Origin of the sequence: Cetobacterium sp. ZWU0022 (assembly GCF_000800875.1) — a bacterium.
Classification (GTDB): domain Bacteria; phylum Fusobacteriota; class Fusobacteriia; order Fusobacteriales; family Fusobacteriaceae; genus Cetobacterium_A.
Map to the genome: position 1 here is coordinate 63,643 of NZ_JRJZ01000039.1, position 21,391 is coordinate 85,033.

A 21,391-nucleotide genomic window follows, 5' to 3' on the forward strand; every position below is an offset into this window, starting at 1 on the left:
CTATTTCAATTATAAATTTATTTTATTCCCTACTTGAATATCAGATATATAAATCCCAGTCTTCTCTATCATTCGCTTTATACCATACTCGCCAGTACAGTGACAAGGATACAGACTTTCAACTTTACTTTTATTCAGATAATCTATAACTTCATCTATATATTTTTCATTTTTATTTAAACTTGTTCTGCTCGAAAGGTGAAAACCTCCTACTATTACATTTACTTTATCACCATAAGCTTCACATTCATCTAAGATATTATTTACTCCCTTATGAGCACATCCAATAAATAAAGCTTTAACTTTTTCCTCCTCAACTATCAAGTTTAATTCGTGTTTGAAATTATCTTTTATATACTCACCATTATCACTTTTTATATAAAGACTTTCGTTCAGAGGATTATAGCTCTCTCTATTAAAACAATGGAATAATTTTAAATTCTCAATTTCTAAAATATTCTCTACAAAATTAAATCTTTCAACATCCAGATACTCGTATGGTATTCCTATATCTATATACGCTCCAAAGATTTTCTTATAGTGCTTTTCAAAATAATATTCACTACAATAAATCTTTGCTTTTTTATTTTTCTTTAAAAAATATGAAAGTCCGCCTCCATGATCTTTATGACCATGAGATAAAATCAAATAATCTACCTCTTCTAAATTTAAACCTAATTTTTCAGCATTTTTCCAAAACTTTTTGCTCTCTCCAACATCAAATAATATTTTCAAACCTTTTGTTTCTATATATAAAGAGAGGCCATGCTCCTTCGCTAACTCTTTATTTGAGCTTTTATTTTCAACCAAGACCTGTATTTCTATCTTCTATCCCTTCCTTTTTTATTTTATTAAAAATAATTATATTGTTTTTATTACAAAAAATCAAGTTTTATAGTATGAAAAATGTTGTTATTCCAACAAAAGAAATTATTGCACCGACTACTTCTGAAGGAGATATTTTTTCTTTAAAACAAACTATTGATATTGGAATTATTAATATTGGACTTGTTGCAGCTAGCGTACTCACAATCCCAACGTGTGCATGTTTCATAGCTTCAACTAAAGACGTCACACCCATCGTTGCTACAATTGTCCCTAACACTATATATAACATCGCTTTTTTATTCACTATTCCATCTTTTATATCCATCCACTCTTTACGATATGTTATATATAAAATAAAAGCTAATATAGCTGGAATTGTTCTAACCTGTATTGTTGCAAAAGAATCATAATCTATCGACCCCATCCGAGTAAAAACTATTCCAAAACTCTCTCCTAACATAGCTAATACAGCATACATAAACCCTACTTTTGAAAAAGTCTGGTCACTTTTCTTCTTTAAAATGACTATTGCAATTCCACTTATTGTCAATAACATCCCTATTACTTTAAATAACTCTATTTTCTCCTCTAAAATAAAAAAGCTTAATATTGACACCGCTATAGGACTAAATGTCATCACAAGCAGTGTAATTCGAGGACCTATTTTCAAATAAGCTTTAAATAAAAAGAAATCTCCTAAAAATAATCCAAATAATCCTGATACAGATAGATACTTTAAAGATTCTTTAGAAACATCTAAAGGTAGTAACATCCCTCTATTCATCTGTGTTATCATACCTAAAAATACCATAGCTAAAACTAATCTTATTAAGTTTACTGCCAAACTTCCCGCTTCTTTACTTGCTTTCTCTAAAAAAATAGAACTTCCTACCCATCCAAAAGCTGCTAAAAGTGCTAAACTTTCCCCCATCATTGTTCTCCCCCCCTATTTTTCTTTTTTACTATTCTACACTATTTTTAATTTAATTTGAAATGAAAAAATAGAGAGGATTATATCCTCTCTAAATCAATCTTAATAGTTTACACATTCCATTTCAAACTCTTTCTGTTTTTCTAAGCATGATGGGCACACCTTAGGAGCTTCTTTACCTGCATGAACATACCCACACTTTCTACACTTCCATCTCACATCTTCATCTTTTTTAAACACTAACTCTCTACCTAAATTGTCAAGAAGTTTACGATATCTTTTTTCATGTAATTTTTCTACTTCAACTATAGCTTTAAACGCTGCTGCTACCTGTGGATATCCCTCTTCTATTGCTACCTCAGCAAATCCTGGATAAAGCTCTGCCCACTCCTCATATTCACCTTCAGCAGCCTCTTCTAAATTTTCCATAGTTGTTCCAACAATTCCAGCTGGATATGTTGCTGTTATCTCAACAGGTCCTCCCTCTAAAAATGAGAAAAATCTTCTAGCATGATATTGCTCATTTAAAGCTGTTTCTTCAAACAATGCAGCTATCTGCTCATACCCTTCACTCTTAGCTTTTTCAGCAAACATCGTATATCTTTGTCTTGCTTGTGACTCTCCTGCAAAAGCTTTTAATAAATTTTGCTCAGTTCTAGATCCCTTAATCGATTTTACCATTTTATCCTGTTACCTCCTTATTTGTATTCTTTGATATTATTCTATCTTTTTATTTTTTTCCTTTTTATTTTTTTATTTTATATGATAATATAGAAAATAAAATTATACGAGGAGGATATATGGATTTTTTATCAAGAAGAACCATTAGAAAATATACTACACAAAATATTGAAAAAGAAAAATTAAATGAAATTTTAAAAACCACTTTAGCCTCACCTTCTGGAAGAAACTTAAAACCATTTGAATTAATTCTAACTCAAAACAAAGATATTTTAAATAAATTATCTCTTTCCAAAAAAGTTGGTTCAGCTATGCTAAGTGAAGCTAATGCAGCAATTGTTGTTCTCGGAAATCCTGAGACATCAAACACTTGGAACGAAGACTCCTCTATTGCATCATTCACAATTCAACTAAAAGCTTTTCAACTTGGATTAGGTAGTTGCTGGATAAATGTAAAAGATAGAAAAACTAGTGATGGAATCGATTCTGAAATTTATATAAAAAATTTATTATCAATTCCATCTCATTTCAAAATAGTTTCAATTATTTCACTAGGATATCCAAACGAAGAAAAAATACCTCGAAATGAAAACGATATGGACTTTTCTAAAATTCATATTGATAAGTTCTAAAAAAAAGGATTATTGTAACTTTACAGAGTCACAATAATCCTTTTCTTATCTATGAGTTTTTTTATCTCCAGTCATATGAATGATATCATCACCTTTTAAATTAAACGCTTGACCAAAACCTTTAACAAATCTTCCATCAATTACATCTAATTTTACTAAATGGAAATCTTCCATCTTACGCACTACCTTAACTCCATGTCCCATTCTCTCTTCGAAAATATCTAAAATAGTTTCAAATCTCTCATCTCTTGGTTGGAATTCAGCTGTAACATTATATCTTAATCTCTTTCTTACTAACACTGATGCCGCTTCACTTTCATCTTGTAAGAACATAATCTCAAACTTTTGAGTGTTCTCTACTAAGTTATCATAGTGATCTCCTATTTCACTGATAAAAATGTATCCTGCACCTTCATATTTTACATACGGAGCATAAGTAACATCAATCTCTCCATTTTTAGAAACCGTTCCTAAAACTACTGATTTAAAACTTCCTTCAAACTCATCTATCTCTTTTCTTAATTCATCTTTATTTAAATTCATTGCCATTTTCATCATAAATATTCAATCTCCTTTAAGTTTGTATCTCAAAATATTATATACTCATATAGTATATTTTTTTACAAACTTTGTCAAGAATTAATTACACTTTTTTTGTATGATTATAAATTCCCGGCTTTATACATTCTGAAGAACTCTCCCTGTTTTTCCATTAAGGTTTTATAATCTCCCATCTCTTTGATACCCTCTTTTCCCAAAACAACAATTTTATCAAACTCTTTTATCGTATTTAATCTATGAGCAATCGAGATTATTATTTTATCATCAAACTTTTCTAAGATGTTATCCATAATTTTTTTCTCTAGGATATTATCTAGTGCTGATGTTCCTTCATCTAACATTATAATCTCTGGATTCTTTAAAAAGAGCCTTGCCATAGCTAATCTTTGCTTTTGCCCCGAACTCAAATTAACTCCACCTTGACCTAACTTAGTCTTTTCTTTGTGCTCAAGATTCTCTACAAACTCCTTCAATTGAGCTAATTCTAAGGCTTTCATTATCTCCTGATCAGTAGCGTCCTTTTTCACAACTTTTATATTATCTAAAATTGTTTCATTCATCAAACTATCTCTTTGATCAACTACTGCTATTTTATTAAGTAGACTCTCTCTTTCTAAATCTGTTATACAGTGATTATTTATTAATATCCTGTTTTCTTCAGGTAGAAATGTTCTTTTTAAAAGTGAGAAAATCGTTGTTTTTCCAACTCCACTCTCTCCTACGAAGGCTACTTTTTCACCTTTTTCAATCACTAAAGACAAATCTTTTATTACATCTTGATTGCCAAAAGAGAAGCTTAAACCTTTAACTTCTATTTTTTTTATCTCGTCAGTCATTTGAATATCTCCATTCTTTTCATCTGGAATATTCATAATATCTAAAAATCTTCCAATTCCTGTTGCTCCTCTTTGGAAAACATCTATCAATCCCATCAATCTTAGTAGATATATCCTAAATCTATTTGTCAGTAATATGAACCCTACGATAACTCCTAGACTTATTTCATCATTTATATGCATATACCCACCTATAAATATCACTATCAGTTGTGTAAGTTGATTGTAAAAATTAACTCCTGACATAAGAGCAGATGTATTAAATATATTTGTTTTCTCTACATCTAAAAGCTCTTTATTTTTTTCTGAAAACTTTTCTAATATATCATCTTCTAAAACATTATCCTTTATAAAAAATACAGTTTTTAAAGAGTCGTGAATTTTTGAAGTAAGACCTGAAAATCTCTCTCTTACTAAACCATAACCTATCTTTAACTTTTTATTTTGATAAATTGTAAAATAAACAGCTAAAGGCAGAGGTATCATCGTTAATAGGGTCAATTTTAAATTGAAATTAGCCATAAGAACAACTGCACCAATTATCGATAGTATAGAAAATAGAAAATCTTCTAAACCTCTGTATAAAAGAGCTGAAACATTTTCTAAATCACTTGTCACTCTTGATATTATATCTCCACTTTGATTTTTCATAAAATATGTATCTGGTTGACTTAAAATTTTCTTGAACAAATCCTCTCTCATCAGAAACTTTATTCTATTTCCCATCAACTGTCCTCTCGAACTAGAATAAACAGACAACAATAACCTAAACACATATATTCCTAAAAGGGCTGCTGAGAACATAAAGAACTCTTTAACATTTTTATTCGGTATTGATGTATCTATCAGGTTTTGAACTACTATCGGGCCATATAAGTCCAAACCAGTTACAAAAAAACTGCTAACTAAAAAATAAGTTAGCAGTTTTCTTTCTTTTAGATAGTATTTAAAAATACTATTTAACATTCGATAACTCCTGATACAACTCTTCTAGAGCATCTATAACTCTCGGAGTTCCTCTCAGTATTTTATCTGAATCAATTATCATCATATTACCTTTTTGCCCTGCTTTAGTTTGTTTTACAACTGGGTTGCTATTTAAAATATCATTTTTATTTTTTATCGCCATTGATCCAACTAATAGATCTGGATTTTGAGCTAATAAATATTCTGGTGAAAGTATTGGTCTTCCTCCTGGCAACCCTTTTGCTATATTCTCAATACCTAAGGTATCAAATATCTGTCCTGGTAAAGAGTTCGGAGTAAACACCATCATTGGAGATGTCGAGAATAAAAACGCTCCCTTAATATTCAATGGTTTTTCCTCTATCTTTTGTTTTATCTCACCTAACTTAGATTTATAATCCTGTACTAACTTTTCTGATTTTTCTCTTTGACCAGTTATTACCCCATACACCTCTAAATTTTCTAAAATTTGATCAAAAGAGTTCGCTTCATTTATTATAAAATTTAATTTTCTAGCTTTTAAGCTCTCTCCAAATGCTTCAGACATTGTATTTAATATTACAAGGTCTGGAGTAAAACTTAGAACCTGCTCTATCGATGGCTTCATTATAGTTCCTGCTTTTGGGAGGTCTTTTGTTTTCTCTTGTGGCCATATAGGATTTTTTGCTGTATCTGCTATAGCTACAATACTTTTCTCTCCTTCAATCAAATAAAATGATTCAACCGCTGCGGGGTCTAATATTAAAACTTTCTTATATTCTTTTTCCTCTACTTTGTTACCTCTAGAATCTACAATAAATCCATTCTCTAACTTTAAAGCAAAGGCAAAATTACTCATCAAAACTGTGAATGCTAAAATTGCTAATTTTTTCATAATCTCTCCCTATACTAATGGAATAATATATGGTATCCCATTTTCATCTTTTATAACCTTTGATTTCAGATTATAAACTGCTCTTAAATTTTCCTCTGTTAAAACTTCTAATGGTGTCCCTTGGAACTTAATCTCTCCATCTTTCATCATTATTAATTCATCACAAAACATTGCCGCTAAATTAAGATCATGAAGAACTGCGACACTTGTCAGTGATTTTTCTAAAGATAAACTCTTAACTTTATTTAGTAACTCTACAGCGTGATTTAAATCAAGTGCCGAAGTTGGTTCATCTAAAAGTAGTATCTCTGGTTCTTGAGTTAATGCTCTTGCTAACAATACCCTTTGGAACTCTCCTCCAGATAAACTTACCGCTACTCTTTCACTAAATTTATATAATCCTAAAAAATTTAGATTATCCTCTACCTTTTTTTTATCATCAAATGTATATCCTGCCCAACTCGATTTTAAATGAGGTAATCTCCCCATTAAAACGAAATCTTTCACAGACATATTTGTCATTAAATTTGATTTTTGTGGAACTAACGATACAAGTTTAGCTTTATCTTTTTTAGATAACCCAGCTGTATCTTTTCCATTGAAAATAATCTCCCCACTATTTGGAGTTAAATAACCAAGTATATTTTTTAAAAAAGTTGACTTTCCACATCCATTCGGCCCTAATATTCCTGTCATCTTTCCTTTTTTTATTTGAACTTTTAAATTCTTTAAAATAGCTCTATCTCCATAAGAAAAAGATAGATTTTCAACTTTAATACCCATCTTATCTTCCTCCTTTAGATTTAAATGCTAGATATAAAAAGAATGGCGCTCCAAAGAAGGCTGTAACCACACCTATAGGAATCTCAACTGGTGCTAATAAAAGTCTTCCAATAGTATCACAAATTAGTAAGAAGAATCCTCCTGCTAAAGCTGAATTTGGAATTAGTTTTGAGTTTGAAGGTCCCACCAACATTCTTATTGAATGAGGTATAATTAAACCTACAAATCCTATCATTCCTGAAAAAGCTACTGAAAAAGCTACTACTAAAGCAGAAACAGTTAAAACCTTTGCTTTTAATGCATGAACATCAACTCCTAAAGAGTTTGCTTCTTCATCTCCTGATAGCAGAGCATCCAACTGATTTCTTTGTAGATAGAAGAAGATTAGAGAAAATACTAATGGTACAAATAAAAGTGCTACCTTTGTCCACGTTGCTCCTCCTAAATACCCCATTAACCACATAGTAATTTTAAATGATTCCTCACCTATAAGATACATAGCAAACGATGTAAACGCACCTATAAATGACGAGACAGCTATCCCTACTATCAATAGTGTTGTTATATCAACTTTTCCATTTCTATTTGAAAGCTTGAATATTACAAAAGTACTTATTAAACAAGATAAGAATGCTAGCACTCCGTAAAATATATCTGGTAATTGGAATACATAAGCTATTACTGCTCCAAATGTCGCACTTGCTGCTATCCCTATTATATAAGGATCCGCTAAAGGATTTTGAAACACAGCTTGAACCACAACACCACTTGATGATAGCATCATCCCTATTAATAGCGCCATAATTATTCTTGGTAATCTTATTTCATAAATTATTGTTTTTATATAATCTGGGGCAGTTGACATTGAAAATAATTGCTCCAATGGCACAGAAACACTTCCTAAACCAATAGAAAGTGTTCCTGTCAGTATTATTCCCAGAATTAATATTAATGACACATGTTTCTTCATATTAATTCTCCCTGTTTTTAGAAGTTATATTTAAATCCTGCATAGAAACTTCTTTCTGCTGCTGGATCAAAATATTTTCCATCTGATTTTATAGAGTTATAGTATTTCTCATTAAACAGGTTTCTTACCCCTGTGTATAATTTTAATGTTTCTGTTGGATTATAGTTAAATGTTACATTTGTAACAATATTTTCGTTTTGTTTTCCTCCAGTGTTTTCATCATTTATGTAATAAGCTGATGTATAAACAGTCTCTGTTAAAACTGTAAACTTTGGTGTTACCTCATAAGATAATCCTAACGATAACTTATTCGTAGGTACATCGCTTATCTCTTTTCCTTCTAATTTAGAATTTGCTGATTCTAATATCTCTGTTTTTATAAGAGCATAACTTTCTCTAACAGTTAATTTTCCAAAGTATTGCTCTGCTGATAACTCAGCTCCATATCTTTTAGTTTTTCCTATATTATAGTAATCGAAATAGAATGTCCCCGGAATAGCTACTCTTGCTATCTCATTATCTGTTTCTGTATAGTATACTGCTCCATTTACATAACTTCCTAAAATATAGTCTTTTGCACCTAACTCATAAGTTAAATATGTTTCTGAATCAGCCTTACTTAATGAATAATCCTTCGTATTTGCCATCTCTGGTGGAAGAGGTGATCTAAATCCTCTTTCTATCTTTGCATATACATTTCCTGTATCTGAATACAGATAATTCACTGTCGCTTCTGCTGCATAATTTTCTTTTGTTATTTTTTCATCTAGGTTTCTAGTATTATCTTTTCTTTTTAAATCATAATCAGCACGTTCATATCTGAAACCTTGAGTGAATTCAATCTTTCCAAATCTATTTCTATTTAAAACAAACCCACTGTTTGTCATTTTAGTAAAATCACTTAGATTATAGTTTGTACTCGAACCTGTAACTCTATTCATCTCTTGAGATATAAAATCATACCCGAATACAATCTCATTATTTTCTCCATACTTTAATTGAAGCTTCGGTTTAAATCCAACTTTTTTATCCTCTAGTTCTATTCTTCCACTTCCCTTAGTTCCTACAGTTTCAATATCTGATTCTTGATAGAACGATAGTATGTCTAACTTTAAATTATCATTTATTTTATTTTCATATTTTAAGTTAAATTCATCTTTAATCACATCAAGCATCGCTAAATCTTTTGAACTTGTAAGCCCTGACTGTGTTGGGTCTGATAACTGCTCTTTTGTCAATCTTTCTGGTGATGTTGCATTTTCATCATATCTTGAATATTTTAAAGTAATATTTTGATTTTCATCAATTTTATACTTTAAACTTCCTTCGAAGAATTCTGAATCTGATTCATCTCCATCTCTGAAACCTTTGTAATCATTTTTTGTATAGTTAATTCCTACTCCGAAATCTCCTACAGTAGTTCCAAATGATACATCACCTTTTTTAGTTCCAAAACTAGTAAATTCACTAGATACAGATCCACCTTTATATCCCGCACCAGATTTAGTAATTATATTAATTACTCCTCCTCTAGTTCCACTTCCATAAAGTATCGCTCCTCCACCTGGAATCACTTCTATCTTTTCTATATTTTCAACTGGAACTGTATTTATAGGCATTCTTCCATGACTTGAATCTAATGATCCTGTTGAAATTCCATCAATTAAAACTTGTACATTCTCTGCTGCCTTTGTTCCTTGCCCTCTCATATCTATAATCGGATCTTTTGGATCTCCAATTATATTTACACTTGGAACATCTCTTAAAGCATCTGATACTGATTGGTAATTTTTCTCTTCAATATCTTTTGCTGTTATAACTGTAACTGTATTTGTTACATTTCTTTGTGCTGTTTCAAACCCTGTTGTAGATATAACACTCTCGTTTAATTTAACACCTTTACTAGCTTCTTCATAGAAAAATTCATCATTCGAATAACCTAAAGCTGTTACTAGTAAACTTAATACTGCTATTTTTTTGTTCATTTCTTTAATCCCTCTCTAAACTTTACTTTTTTGTTACCTCTAAAGTTTTTTCAACTACAGTAGTTAAAACCTCTCTAGATATATTGTTACCCCAAAATAGACCGTCACTCGTTAAATGGTAATGTGTTTCATTTTCTGTTACAAACCCATCAGCCTTTAATTCAGACATTACCTCTTCAAATACTTTTTGCTCTGTAAAGTTTAAAATCTCATTCACTACATCTTTTTCAACTGTTGGGAACTGGAATAATCCATTAAACCTATCTAATCTTTGTTGATACTCACTTTTCTCAACAAACATTCCCATCTCTTTTTTCATTCTAAATACAGATACATTATCAACATTTCCACCAGCACCTACACCGATTGGGAACGTATCTCCTCCGAATGTTCTTGTTTTTATATATTTATAGTTATCTCTTCCTGCTTTAGCTATCTTAGTTAATTCTAAAACATAGTAATCGCTATCTGTTGTTAACTCTTTTACGAAAGCGTCATGTAACTCTCTCTCTCTTTTTAAATCATCTTGTAGTTTTACCTTCTCATCCTTTATATCATGAGATAGTGTTGAACCTTCATGAACCATTAACGAGTAGAAGCTCGAACTTCCTAAATCTAACTCTTTTATAACTCTTGCATCTTCTCTTGCATCCTCTACTGTTTGAGTTGGATGATTATAGATAATATCTATACATACTTCACCGTTAAACTTTGATTTTAAATCTAACAATCTATCTTTCACTTCAGCTTTAGTATAAGTTCTATTGTAGAATTTTCTTCCTTCGTCTGAGAAACTTTGAATTCCTACAGATAACCTATTTACTCCATATTTGTTCATTAACTCTATTTTTTCTGGATTTAAGTTGTGTAGTGTTGTTTCTAATGTAAACTCATATCCCTCTGCAAAGATTATATTTCTATTTACACTTTGAAGTATTCTTTCTAGCTGATCATTTTTATAAACAGTCGGTGTTCCTCCACCAAAATATATTACATCGACACCTTTTTCTTTAAAGTATCTATATTGTCCATATTTATCAAACTCTTCAACTAGGTAATCAGCATAAGAATCTAAACTTCCACTAAGTTGCTCTCTATTTAAGTTACAGAACGAACAGATTTTATCGCAGTATGGTGTATGTACATAGATTGCTCTTGGTACATCCTTTGGCTCCTCTGATAATTTATTTAAGAAATCTTGCTCTGTAATTCTCCTTTGTGGATAATATTTTCCTATTAATCCTGATGAATTATGGTGGCTTTTATGTCTAACTTCAAAACGCATTGTTTAATCACTTCCCTTTAGTCTCTATATCTATCGCTGCTGCTCCTGCTAACTTTATATCTGACATTATATCGACAACATCTCCATAATCTATTCCTCTATCAGCTAATATTGCAACTCTTTTGTTCTCCATCGTTACGATTGTTTGTTTAATTTTTTCTGACAATTCATCTTTTGTTATATCTATCATCGAACTATCATTTCTTCTATCTATTTTTAATTTTAATTGACCATCAACCGTCACTAAAACTGATACCTTATCTGTTGCTTCTACTATTTCAGCAACTTCAGATTTTGGTAAATCTATTTTCATTCCTTTCATATCATCAAATGTTGTTGCAACCATAAAAAATATTAGCAACAAGAATACAACATCAATTAAAGGTGTTAAATCAGGTGTCAATTGCTTTCTTTGATAGTTCAAAAATCCTTTTGATTTTAACATTACTACTCTCCTACATTTTTCTTAATATATTTATAAACTCCACTACATTTTTTTCCATATCAAGCATAGCTTTTTCTATCTTCTTTTGATAGAAGTTATAGAATATAAGTGCTGGAATAGCAACTATAAGACCTGATGCTGTTGTAATAAGTGCTTGAGATATTCCAAATGCTAAAACTGTTGGATCTCCTGCTCCATGCTTTGACATCGCTGTAAACGCACCAATCATTCCTGTAACTGTTCCTAACAGTCCTGCCAGTGGTGTAACATTAGCTGCTAATGCTAATATCCACATATGTCTTTCTAATTTTGGCATCTCTCTTAGCGCACACTCTCTTGCCTTTTCTTCCAAGTAATCATAAGTGCAACAGTTCATTTTTCCACCGTTATACTCTATTAAAATTGTTTTCATAACTTTTGCAGATGTATTCTTAAAAGAATCACAAGCTTTTATTGCTCTATCTTTTTCATTATTTTTTATAAATTTTTCTAAATGTGTTATCAATAATTCACCGTTATCTTTTTCGTTCTTAAAGAAATAGTAACCTCTCTCTAATATTACTGTTAATCCTGCTACCGAAAGGAAAATTATCACTCCCATAAGTGGTCCTCCAGCTTTGATCATATCTATCATCTATTTCCCTCCTAATTTTTAATAATTTGATATTCAAAGTTATTATATTAACTTTGTACCAAATAGTCAATATATTTTTCACACAAAGTATTTTTTAATAAATAATTTGATAATTAAAATATTTTTTGATATAATTATTACAAAATTATTACTTGTTTTTTGGAGGAATTATGAAATTTGTTATTTATTCTATTGCTTTACATATATTTATCTTTATTTTTGGTTTTTCTCTAAATATCAATAAAAACTATGAAATCGATAATATAGGAAACGATTTTAGTACCCCTTCTATTTCTGTAAACTTTAACTCATTCCAACCTTCTGAGCCAGTTCAAGAGCAAACTCAAATCGAAGAAATTCAGGAAGAGATTATTGAAGAAGTTCCAAAACCAGAACCAATTCCTGAACCTAAAGTTGAAGAAAAAAAACTCGAAGTTATTAAAAAGGAACCTGAAAAAAAAGTTGAAAAACCAAAAAAAATACCCGAAAAAAAGATTCCTAAAAAAGAGATTACAGAAGATAAAAAAACAACAAAAAAATCTGAATCTCAGCAATCTAAAGCACCAAGCAATAATAGCGATGATTTAATTGAATTATCTCAAGGTGTTTTTGCTGCTAAAAATCAAGGTGTGCAAGGTTTAACATATTCATTTATTTCTCAACCAGATCCCGACTATCCTTTAGCCGCTAAAAGAATTAGTTATAATAAGGAAGTTTCTATTAAAGTTAGATTCCTTGTTGGATTAAATGGTGAAATTGAAGAGGTTAAATTCTACAACAATAAAGATAGCTTAGGATTCCAAAACGAAGTTGAAAAAACTTTAAAAAGATGGAAACTTACTCCTGTTATGTTAAACGGAAAAGCTATTAAACTTTATTTTTATAAAGAATTCAAATTTAATCAAAAATAATAGGAGGATTTAAATTTTATGAAAATACTTATTACATACTCATCAAAAACTGGAAATACTGAAAAAGTAGCAAAAGCTATACATGAAAATATTCCAGAAGCTAGTCTTCTTCCAATTTCTGAAATTGTTAATTTAGACTACGATTTAATCTTTGTTGGAGGATGGATTGATAGAGCTACTTTTGATCAAACAGCTTTAACTTTATCTAAACAAATCTTCGATAAAAATGTCGCTTATTTCTTTACTTTAGGAGCTTACCCTGACTCAGACCACGCAAAAGATTGCGTAACTAATATCGAAACACTTTTAAAAGATAATAACAACAATGTTCTTGGAGGTTACTTCTGTCAAGGTGCAATTGATCCTAAGTTGATTGCTTGGTTCTCAACACTACCTTCAGATCATAGAATGGCCGCAAGTGAAGAAAGAACAAAGAGATGGGAAGCTGCTAAATCTCATCCAGATGAATCTGATTTAAACAAAGCAAAAGAATTTGGACTTTCTATAATGAATTCAATAAAATAACTATATAAAAATAAAAGGAAGAGATTTAAATTTCTCTTCCTTTTTTCATTCTTATAAACTTTTAAAACTATCTACACACTCTTGAATTAATTCCTTCTTTTCATCTCTTGGAACGTAGATTGCAAAAATCTCTTTTTCATCCTCTCCATAGAATCTAATTGAATAGCTTTCTCTTCCGAACATAACATCTTTTACTAAGAAAATCTCTTTTATTTTGTCAACGCTTAAGTGTCCTCCAATAGAAGAGTTTTTATCATGGAAATTGAAATATCCATGTCCATAGAATCCTTCGGCAAATTTATCTTGAATCTCAATTACAAATGCTGGTGTTATAACTATTAAAAATACTTTTTCCCAACTTCTTAAAACTGCAAATAGATCATCTATTTTAGCTACATCATATTTTTTTACTGTTGGTGCTTGTCTTAAAACTTCTATTAGCGGCATCTCTAACTCTTTCGCCACTTTACTTAAAGATGCTTTCACATCATTTGTAAGTATTTCTTGTATTTTATCTCTCATGAAAATCCTCCTACATACGTTATGTAGATAAAATATATTATATTTTAAAAACTTTGTCAATCAAATATTTTTAAAATAGTCTATTAGTTTGATATTTTCATCAAAATTTACAACCTCAATTTCTAAATTCTCTCCTACAGTTTCTAAATCTTCATATAGTTTTTTAAACGTTATAATCTCTACACTCATTGTAAGCTTACATCTTTTTTCATCGTTGGTATCACTTTCTATTACAGAGATATATTCTAACTTTTTTAACTCTTCTAAAACATTTCTACTTAACTCCATCGGAATTTTCAACTCTTGCGAAATTTGCAGAGCCGAAACTGGTTTCTCATTATCTAAATAATTTTTAACTAAAAATAACAATACTTTTTTTGTAACTAAATACTTAGACTTGAAATTAATTTTTTTTATATCCTCTATTTTTCCCAAATTCTCTCTATTTTGTAAAACGTATGAAAAATGTGCTCCAATTAATATTAAAAACCAAACAACTTTGAGCCAAATTAATGATAATAACAATACTGAAAAACTTCCATAAATCTTATTATATGTTGCTATTATTATTTGTAATTTTACTAAAAGCATATTGCTTTGATTAAGTAAAAACGAAACTATAAAGCTACTCCAAATAGTTGGAACTAAAGCTACTTTTGTATTTGGTAAAACCATATAAAAAAATATAAAAAATATCCATAACGCTAAATATGGAGCCACTAAATTCAATATATGCTCTACATATAAAAATTCTACTTTTATATTATTTAAAACATTTGCACCTATAACACTTATAGGCAACAGAAAAAACACAAGTAAATAGTCACTTACTTTTCTAAAAAAATTTCTAGTTCTTTTTATATCCCAAATACTATTTAAAGCTTTTTCGATTACAGAGAACATCGAAACAATAACCCATCCCAAGGATATAAATCCAACTCCTGCTATCACTCCGCTCCGAGTATTTTGTAATAAATTTTGAGCTATATCTAAAATTAATTTGATAGTTTCTTCATTCAACGGAGAACTTTCTGTTAATTGCCTTAAATAATAATTATCTATACCAAACCATCGACCAATACTAAAAGCTATCGCTAATATTGGAATAAAAGATAGAGTTGTAAAATAACAAAGTGTATTTGCCCAAAGATTTGAATTCGAACGTTTATAATTCTCAAACGCCCCCTTCATTTGACTATAAAAATGTGTTAACTGTAACTCACTTACATAGTTTTTTATATTTTGTATCATTGCATCATCCTCCTGAAGTATTATTTCCTATTTTACCATTTTTTTCCTTTATATTTATTCTCCAAAAAATTAAAAGAACCTCAAATGAGGTTCTTTTAAAACGGGGGGATATTACTTTATTTACACTTTTATTCTTTATTATAACTTTTAGACCGAGTTTTTTATAAAAAAGTTTTAATTTTTTATTTTTTTTATTGTATCAATAACAGTTCCATCTCTATACTCTACAACTGCTACAATTTCTTCTTCAAACTCAATATCATTTTCTTGTCCTGTCATAGCTTTTGCAATCTCTCTTAACTCCTCAATCGATTTTATAGGAAGCTTAGAATCCTTAAATATTTCAATCAAGTCTTTTCTTAATGGATTTATTGCAATCCCTCTTTCAGTAACAAGTATATCTACTGTTTCTCCTGGAGTTGTCAATGTCGTAACTCTATCTTTTACAACAGATAGTCTAGAGTTTACAAGTTGAGATACTATTATACAAAGCTTTGATCCTGCTGCTGTATCTGAATGTCCTCCTGATCCTCCCATTATAACTCCGTTAGATCCTGTCGTTACGTTCACATTAAAGTTTGTATCAATCTCTGTTGCTCCTAAAATAACAACATCAAGCTTATTTACTACAGCTCCTTTATTGTTTGCATTAGCATACATAGAAGCTGACATTGTTATATGCGCTGAATTTTCTTTAGCTGACTTTATGGCATCTAAATCAAAACATTGTACATCAAATAAAGCTTTAAACAATCCCTCTTTATACATATCAACTATATATCCTGTTATTCCACCTGAAGCAAAACTTCCACAAATCTCTTTTTGCTTCATTATATTTTTAAGTTGAGCTGCTACAGCTAAAGATATTCCTCCTGCTCCTGTTTGGAAACTCATTCCATTTTTTAAGTATCCTGACTCTTCTATAAATCTTGCCGTTAAATCAGCTACTTTTAATCCAATCGGATTTTTAGTAATTTGAGTTGTTCCTGATACAATTCCATTTGGATCTCCGATAGCGTCTACAACTAAAACATAATCGACATATGTTTGATTTATCTCTATTGTTGAATTTGGAAACTCTACTAAATTATCTGTTATCGCTACAACGATATCCGCTAGCTCTGCATCTGTGTGAGCATAGCCTAAAGCTCCACAAGCTGACTTCCCATCTACACCGTTTATATTACCATATTCATCACTTGTTGGAGCTGCCATAAATGCGATATCAATATTTCTCTCTCCTGATTCAAATATTCTCGCCCTTCCACCATGAGTATGCATGATTGCGGGTTTAGAAAGCTTTCCGTTAGATATAGCCTCTGCTACTGGTCCTGAGATATAAGCTGCATATATTCCTGTTACAACTTTATCCTCCATCATCTTTACTAACCCTTTATGACATGGAAAAATTGAACTTGCTGCAATCGTAATATCTTTATAGCCCCTTCTTGCAATCTCCTCCATAACCATGTTTAAAATATAGTCTCCATTTCTCAAATGGTGATGAAAAGATACAACCATACCATCTTTTAATGGTAACTTATCCATTAATTCATTTAAATCTCTATGTAACTTAGAGTCTTCTCTAGTTACAGTTTTAAACTTAAAATTCTTTTTTATTGCTCCATCTTTTTTTGAAAGGTATCCCTCATATTGCTTTACCTCTCCATATCCATCTATAAATTCAGGAATATCTCTTCCTAAAATATTTTTCATTAGAACACCTCACCTTTAAAATTAATCTATTAAACCAATCATTTCAGCAATCTCTAAAGTCTGAATAGCTCTGTTTATAATTGGAAGGTCAACCATTTTCCCATCTAGAGAGAATACTCCTAACCCCTCTTTTTCTGCATCCTCTTTTGCTGCCATTACTCTTAATGCGTGATTTATCTCTTGTTTTGTTGGAGAATATACATTATGAATTGTATCAATCTGTCTTGGATTTATAGCTAACTTCCCTGTAAATCCTAGCATCTTAGCCTTTCTAGAATCAGCTTCTAATCCTTCATAGTCGTTTGTATCTGTAAAAGGTGTGTCTACAGCATCTATTTTTAAAGCTTTACAAGCATTTACAATTTTTGTTCTAGCATAGAATAACTCATCTGAATCTTTAGTTCTTTTCACTGCTAAGTCCGCTGCTAAATCTTCTCCTCCTAACAGTACAGCTTCTATTCTTTTAGATGTTTTTAAAGTTTCATAAACCGTCTCCACTCCATAAGCTGTTTCTACTAAAGCATGAACCTTTATCTCACCGGTCTCAAACCCTTCCTCTTTCTCAACTCTCTCCAACTCTTTTTCTAATATAGCAATATCCTCGGGAGTTGCTTTTGGTAAAAGAATGGCATCCGGCTTTAATCTCGCCATTTTATCAATGTCCTCCATTGCAAACGGAGATGATAATGGATTTATTCTTATTACAACCTCTGTATCTCCATAATTCATTGTTTTCATAGCTTCTGTTACCAATATTCTCGCTGCATCCTTTTCAGTCAAAGCCACCGCATCTTCTAAATCAAATATAACCGAATCTGCTCCAAATGTATCTGCTGTTTGAAGCATCCCTGGATTATTTCCTGGCATAAATAACATCGTTCTTCTTAATTTCACACTAACACCTCACCTTAAAGGAAATTTTAATAACCTCTTTTTATAGCTCCCTCTACTCTTGCTCTTATTGTATAATCAAGAGCCCCTTTATCTTGAGCTTTAACTAATATAGATGTAATTCCCATCTCTTTTATTTTTTCTTCTATAACCATTCTGATATGATTTCCAAATTGCTTTTCTACAACACTTTCTAATTCAATAACAACTCCATTTTCATAAGGAGTTAGCATAATAAATATATCATTAGATTCTAATGTTCCACATTTCGCTGGTTTATTTATTGTCATTTTTTCACCTCTTATACTATTCTATAAAATTAAAGGAAAAGGTAGGATACCCCCACCTTTTCCAGAATCAAAAGTCTATTACTTTCTTCTGTTTACTAAAGCTTCTACTCTACTCATTTCGTTGAACACAATCATAAATCCTTCGTCAACACCCATTCCTGGTTTTGCTAATACTTGAAGAGCTCCACAAGCCATAGCTATATTTGTAGTAACTTCAGCTGATCTGTTAGTCTCGTTACATGTTCCACCCGAATATGACCCGATTCCAACTTTATTACAATAAAGAATTGCTTCTGCTATGTTATTTACTCCTCCTAAATCTGGAGTTTTTATTTGAACTACGTGACCTGCTTTTGCATCTGCGAAAGCTACGATATCCTCGTAAGTATTACACCATTCATCAGCAACTAACTCTATTCCCATATCTCTCTTATCCACTTCAGCTGTTAATGCTGCTAAAGCTTCAATTTGCTTATCTCTATCCTCTACATCCATAGGACCTTCGATTCTTAATTTAAATGGTTTTGCTGCATCCACTAAAGTTTGTAAATAATCTGCCATTTTTATAGTATCACAATCAAATGCCGCTCCAATTGTTCCGTATACATCTATATGTAAAATAGGTGCGTAATCTTCTGTATCTCTTAAGTGGATAATTCTATCTCTTAACCATCCAACATACTCAAGTAATAGCTCCCCTTTATTTCCTAACTTTGTTTCAACATGATTTATTAAAGCATGAGGTAAAACATCAGCAGATTTTATAATCATTTTGTCTGCATTTTCATATCTGTTATCTCCTGATTGAGTAAATATAGGTCTCTTAGAAATCTCTAAACCTGTATTGTAATCTTTTTGAATAACTTCAGCCATAGTAACTCTTCTAGCTTTTGCTACTGCATCTAGTAAAGCTTGAGTAATTCCATATCTGATTGCAGTATGTAATCTTTTTCCATCTAACAACATTCCATCAAACTCTTCTGCTAAACATTTAAAGTTTTCTAACTCTTTTCCTATTAATTTTGGAGCAATCTCTTTCTCTATTACAGGAATAAAATCTTTAGCTAAGAATAATGGGTCTCTTCCTCCCGCTCCTGAATATTGTACTGCTGCACAATCTCCAAATGCAACTTGACCATCTTCTAAAATAAGTTGAACAGATATTGACTCTCCAGCTTGTCTTATTGAAGAAAAACCTTCTGTCATTGGTTCTCCTACATAAGCAAATCCATCATGTCCTGCTCCCTTTTTTATAGCTCTTTGATCATCGAAATAGAATCCTGTTTTTCCTGCTGAACATACTACATCAACTATTCTCATTTTAATTCCTCCTGATTTTTACGAGGGGAATCTCTTCCCCTAACCTTATATAATAAATCAAACTTTTTAACTTCTATTTATTCTAACTATTTTCCTGCTGGTCTTCCAATTAAAGTTCCTTTTCCAACAGCAAATATATCATCTACTGTCATTTGGAAACTGATCTCTCTTCCTTCAAATTCTGCTCTCTCTTGTAATTTTGCAGTATGGAAAGCTTTTATTTCTTCTGATAGTGGTAAGTTTCCTGCATTTAGGTATCTGATCATTCCATTGTTATCTCTTGCAGGTAACATTTTTCCTGCATTATACTTAGATGGTGCAAACGGAATATCTAATACTCCTTGCTCGAAAGCTTTAACAGTTCCTACTGCTAAATCTCCCTCTCCTAACTCTAACACTTTATCTATAATTTGCTTCACTTCTTTTTTAATCATATCTTTCTCGAATTGAACCTCTTCAGAGTTTGGTAACTTTTGACCTCTTAATAAGTTTAACACCATTTTTGTTGCTCTGATACCCATTGCATTTGCCTCTTTTGTTGGAACTCCAATAGCTTCGTGAGGTGTTTTTACAATAACTTTTGTTGCTCCTGCTAATGCTGCTGCTGAAGCACCATTTGAAATTACTCCAAACGCCTTAGCTTCATCCTCTGGGAATCCACCCATCCATTGGTGGAATACAGATGTCAGTTGCATATTTTCATATCCAAACTCTTTACAATACTCTTCAGCTTGCTCCATCATAGATCTTACTGCTGCAACGTCTTGAACTAAGTTTCCACATTGTCCATATCCTAAAGTTATATTTTTAACTCCTTGCTCAGCTGCTAATAAACATTCGATTATCTGAACTGCATTTGATATTGATGGCGGAACTAAAGTTCCTGTTAATGGTCCAAACGGTTCTCTATTGATAGATACCCCTTTTTCTTCATATAATCCAACTAATCTATCACAATATTGCCAATCTCTTATTGTTTGCTCAAGAGTAACTGATTTTGCGTAAGGAATGTTATAAGATATTCCTCCACCCTCGTTTGAAGTGTATCCTGCTGCTAACATTATCTCTGATAATAATCTTGCATCTGGAGTTCCATGTCTTAATTGTAGAGGTAAATTTACTGCTTCTACAACCTCTCTACAACCTTTAACTCCATGGTTTACACCTGGGAATCCATTAAGTAATGATCTTCCTGCTTTTTTAGATTCCTCTATTCCTTTTTCACAATTCTCATATTTATTCTGTCTTGTATAAGAATCTATAGTTGAAGGCAGTAAATCTGCTCCTCCCTCTGTATCAAGGAAGTTTAATAACTCTATATGTTGCTCTACTAAAGCTACTCCTGCTCTTGGTTGAGCTAGTGTTATATTTTTAGATTTAGCATCTATTAATTTTTTAGCAAAATTTTTGTGCTCAGGTAATGTTTTATGATAAGCTACTGCTTCTTCTAAATCTACATCTGCCCCTGTTGGCCATTGTTTTAAAACTTCTTCTCTCACTTTAAAGAACTCTTCTTCAGTCCATTTTTTAAATTTTAAATTCATCGATCAGACT

At 31.1% G+C, this 21,391-nt stretch carries 22 protein-coding genes; 3 read left to right on the plus strand and 19 right to left on the minus strand.

From position 1 onward, the window contains the following. Nucleotides 1–9: 9 nt before the first annotated feature. The 3 genes from L988_RS03475 to rbr form a co-directional block, all read right to left on the minus strand. Nucleotides 10–810, minus strand: a complete 801-nt coding sequence (locus L988_RS03475) for an MBL fold metallo-hydrolase (protein WP_052191664.1) — start codon at nt 808–810, stop codon at nt 10–12. 82 nt (nt 811–892) lie between these two features. Next, nucleotides 893–1,762 carry a DMT family transporter gene (locus L988_RS03480; protein ID WP_047381624.1) on the minus strand — a complete coding sequence of 290 codons (870 nt, stop codon included), beginning with the start codon at nt 1,760–1,762 and terminating at the stop codon, nt 893–895. A gap of 99 nt (nt 1,763–1,861) precedes the next feature. Continuing rightward, nucleotides 1,862–2,440: a rubrerythrin gene (rbr, locus tag L988_RS03485; RefSeq protein WP_047381627.1), complete on the minus strand. Its 579-nt coding sequence runs from the start codon at nt 2,438–2,440 to the stop codon at nt 1,862–1,864. Between the two features lie 119 nt (nt 2,441–2,559). On the opposite strand from rbr, the gene L988_RS03490 reads away from it, so the two are divergent. Further along, nucleotides 2,560–3,072 carry a nitroreductase family protein gene (locus tag L988_RS03490; RefSeq protein WP_047381629.1) on the plus strand — a complete coding sequence of 171 codons (513 nt, stop codon included), beginning with the start codon at nt 2,560–2,562 and terminating at the stop codon, nt 3,070–3,072. A 45-nt stretch (nt 3,073–3,117) separates the two neighbouring features. Here L988_RS03490 and L988_RS03495 read toward each other — a convergent pair whose 3' ends face one another. The 9 genes from L988_RS03495 to L988_RS03535 form a co-directional block, all read right to left on the minus strand. Further along, the gene (locus L988_RS03495) at nt 3,118–3,630 is read right to left on the minus strand and encodes a pyridoxamine 5'-phosphate oxidase family protein (RefSeq protein ID WP_052191665.1); all 513 of its coding nucleotides are present in this window, start codon (nt 3,628–3,630) and stop codon (nt 3,118–3,120) included. Nucleotides 3,631–3,734: 104 nt separating this feature from the next. Beyond that, nucleotides 3,735–5,435 (minus strand): ABC transporter ATP-binding protein, encoded by a 1,701-nt coding sequence (locus L988_RS03500; protein WP_047381630.1) that lies wholly within the window; start codon nt 5,433–5,435, stop codon nt 3,735–3,737. Further along, entirely contained in the window at nt 5,425–6,309 is an 885-nt protein-coding gene (locus tag L988_RS03505; RefSeq protein ID WP_047381632.1) for an ABC transporter substrate-binding protein, read from the minus strand. The genes L988_RS03500 and L988_RS03505 overlap by 11 nt, the downstream gene beginning before the upstream one ends. 9 nt (nt 6,310–6,318) lie before the next feature. Further along, complete coding sequence (locus L988_RS03510) at nt 6,319–7,092, minus strand: ABC transporter ATP-binding protein (RefSeq protein WP_047381634.1); 774 nt, start codon at nt 7,090–7,092, stop codon at nt 6,319–6,321. A 1-nt stretch (nt 7,093) separates the two neighbouring features. Next, nucleotides 7,094–8,062, minus strand: a complete 969-nt coding sequence (locus L988_RS03515) for an iron ABC transporter permease (protein WP_047381635.1) — start codon at nt 8,060–8,062, stop codon at nt 7,094–7,096. A 17-nt stretch (nt 8,063–8,079) separates the two neighbouring features. After that, on the minus strand, nt 8,080–10,047 hold the full coding sequence (locus tag L988_RS03520; protein WP_047381638.1) for a TonB-dependent receptor: 1,968 nt from the start codon (nt 10,045–10,047) through the stop codon (nt 8,080–8,082). A gap of 22 nt (nt 10,048–10,069) precedes the next feature. Next, nucleotides 10,070–11,332, minus strand: coding sequence for a coproporphyrinogen-III oxidase family protein (locus L988_RS03525; RefSeq protein ID WP_047381640.1), 1,263 nt, complete (start codon nt 11,330–11,332; stop codon nt 10,070–10,072). A gap of 7 nt (nt 11,333–11,339) precedes the next feature. After that, a complete protein-coding gene (locus L988_RS03530; protein ID WP_052191666.1) occupies nt 11,340–11,777 on the minus strand; it encodes a biopolymer transporter ExbD in 438 nt (145 codons plus the stop codon). 10 nt (nt 11,778–11,787) lie between these two features. Further along, the gene (locus tag L988_RS03535; protein ID WP_047381644.1) at nt 11,788–12,411 is read right to left on the minus strand and encodes a MotA/TolQ/ExbB proton channel family protein; all 624 of its coding nucleotides are present in this window, start codon (nt 12,409–12,411) and stop codon (nt 11,788–11,790) included. A 170-nt stretch (nt 12,412–12,581) separates the two neighbouring features. Here L988_RS03535 and L988_RS03540 point away from each other — a divergent pair, with 170 nt between their 5' ends. Together L988_RS03540 and L988_RS03545 are read left to right on the plus strand one after the other, a co-directional pair. After that, nucleotides 12,582–13,322 carry an energy transducer TonB gene (locus tag L988_RS03540; RefSeq protein WP_052191667.1) on the plus strand — a complete coding sequence of 247 codons (741 nt, stop codon included), beginning with the start codon at nt 12,582–12,584 and terminating at the stop codon, nt 13,320–13,322. An 18-nt stretch (nt 13,323–13,340) separates the two neighbouring features. Then, nucleotides 13,341–13,847: a flavodoxin family protein gene (locus L988_RS03545; RefSeq protein ID WP_047381646.1), complete on the plus strand. Its 507-nt coding sequence runs from the start codon at nt 13,341–13,343 to the stop codon at nt 13,845–13,847. A 51-nt stretch (nt 13,848–13,898) separates the two neighbouring features. On the opposite strand, the gene hutX is transcribed toward L988_RS03545, so the two are convergent. The 7 genes from hutX to L988_RS03580 all read right to left on the minus strand — a co-directional run bounded on the left by hutX (nt 13,899) and on the right by L988_RS03580 (nt 21,381). After that, nucleotides 13,899–14,369, minus strand: coding sequence for a heme utilization cystosolic carrier protein HutX (hutX, locus tag L988_RS03550; protein ID WP_047381648.1), 471 nt, complete (start codon nt 14,367–14,369; stop codon nt 13,899–13,901). 60 nt (nt 14,370–14,429) lie between these two features. After that, complete coding sequence (locus L988_RS03555) at nt 14,430–15,620, minus strand: YihY/virulence factor BrkB family protein (protein WP_052191668.1); 1,191 nt, start codon at nt 15,618–15,620, stop codon at nt 14,430–14,432. A gap of 174 nt (nt 15,621–15,794) precedes the next feature. Further along, entirely contained in the window at nt 15,795–17,336 is a 1,542-nt protein-coding gene (gene citF / locus L988_RS03560; protein ID WP_047381651.1) for a citrate lyase subunit alpha, read from the minus strand. A 21-nt stretch (nt 17,337–17,357) separates the two neighbouring features. Next, entirely contained in the window at nt 17,358–18,230 is an 873-nt protein-coding gene (locus L988_RS03565; protein WP_047381654.1) for a CoA ester lyase, read from the minus strand. 26 nt (nt 18,231–18,256) lie between these two features. After that, complete coding sequence (citD, locus tag L988_RS03570; RefSeq protein ID WP_047381655.1) at nt 18,257–18,517, minus strand: citrate lyase acyl carrier protein; 261 nt, start codon at nt 18,515–18,517, stop codon at nt 18,257–18,259. A gap of 78 nt (nt 18,518–18,595) precedes the next feature. Next, nucleotides 18,596–19,837 (minus strand): methylaspartate ammonia-lyase, encoded by a 1,242-nt coding sequence (locus L988_RS03575; protein WP_047381658.1) that lies wholly within the window; start codon nt 19,835–19,837, stop codon nt 18,596–18,598. An 86-nt stretch (nt 19,838–19,923) separates the two neighbouring features. After that, on the minus strand, nt 19,924–21,381 hold the full coding sequence (locus L988_RS03580) for a methylaspartate mutase subunit E (RefSeq protein WP_047381661.1): 1,458 nt from the start codon (nt 21,379–21,381) through the stop codon (nt 19,924–19,926). Nucleotides 21,382–21,391 lie beyond the last annotated feature (10 nt).

Coding starts and splice junctions, on each gene's coding strand:
- hutX (WP_047381648.1), bottom strand. CDS start 14,369: ATGAGAGATAAAATACAAGAAATACTTACAAATGATGTGAAAGCATCT.
- rbr (WP_047381627.1), bottom strand. CDS start 2,440: ATGGTAAAATCGATTAAGGGATCTAGAACTGAGCAAAATTTATTAAAA.
- L988_RS03535 (WP_047381644.1), bottom strand. CDS start 12,411: ATGATAGATATGATCAAAGCTGGAGGACCACTTATGGGAGTGATAATT.
- L988_RS03525 (WP_047381640.1), bottom strand. CDS start 11,332: ATGCGTTTTGAAGTTAGACATAAAAGCCACCATAATTCATCAGGATTA.
- L988_RS03530 (WP_052191666.1), bottom strand. CDS start 11,777: ATGTTAAAATCAAAAGGATTTTTGAACTATCAAAGAAAGCAATTGACA.
- L988_RS03505 (WP_047381632.1), bottom strand. CDS start 6,309: ATGAAAAAATTAGCAATTTTAGCATTCACAGTTTTGATGAGTAATTTT.
- L988_RS03555 (WP_052191668.1), bottom strand. CDS start 15,620: ATGATACAAAATATAAAAAACTATGTAAGTGAGTTACAGTTAACACAT.
- citF (WP_047381651.1), bottom strand. CDS start 17,336: ATGAAAAATATTTTAGGAAGAGATATTCCTGAATTTATAGATGGATAT.
- L988_RS03580 (WP_047381661.1), bottom strand. CDS start 21,381: ATGAATTTAAAATTTAAAAAATGGACTGAAGAAGAGTTCTTTAAAGTG.
- L988_RS03520 (WP_047381638.1), bottom strand. CDS start 10,047: ATGAACAAAAAAATAGCAGTATTAAGTTTACTAGTAACAGCTTTAGGT.
- citD (WP_047381655.1), bottom strand. CDS start 18,517: ATGACAATAAATAAACCAGCGAAATGTGGAACATTAGAATCTAATGAT.
- L988_RS03500 (WP_047381630.1), bottom strand. CDS start 5,435: ATGTTAAATAGTATTTTTAAATACTATCTAAAAGAAAGAAAACTGCTA.
- L988_RS03540 (WP_052191667.1), top strand. CDS start 12,582: ATGAAATTTGTTATTTATTCTATTGCTTTACATATATTTATCTTTATT.
- L988_RS03495 (WP_052191665.1), bottom strand. CDS start 3,630: ATGATGAAAATGGCAATGAATTTAAATAAAGATGAATTAAGAAAAGAG.
- L988_RS03480 (WP_047381624.1), bottom strand. CDS start 1,762: ATGATGGGGGAAAGTTTAGCACTTTTAGCAGCTTTTGGATGGGTAGGA.
- L988_RS03515 (WP_047381635.1), bottom strand. CDS start 8,062: ATGAAGAAACATGTGTCATTAATATTAATTCTGGGAATAATACTGACA.
- L988_RS03510 (WP_047381634.1), bottom strand. CDS start 7,092: ATGGGTATTAAAGTTGAAAATCTATCTTTTTCTTATGGAGATAGAGCT.
- L988_RS03545 (WP_047381646.1), top strand. CDS start 13,341: ATGAAAATACTTATTACATACTCATCAAAAACTGGAAATACTGAAAAA.
- L988_RS03490 (WP_047381629.1), top strand. CDS start 2,560: ATGGATTTTTTATCAAGAAGAACCATTAGAAAATATACTACACAAAAT.
- L988_RS03575 (WP_047381658.1), bottom strand. CDS start 19,837: ATGAGAATAGTTGATGTAGTATGTTCAGCAGGAAAAACAGGATTCTAT.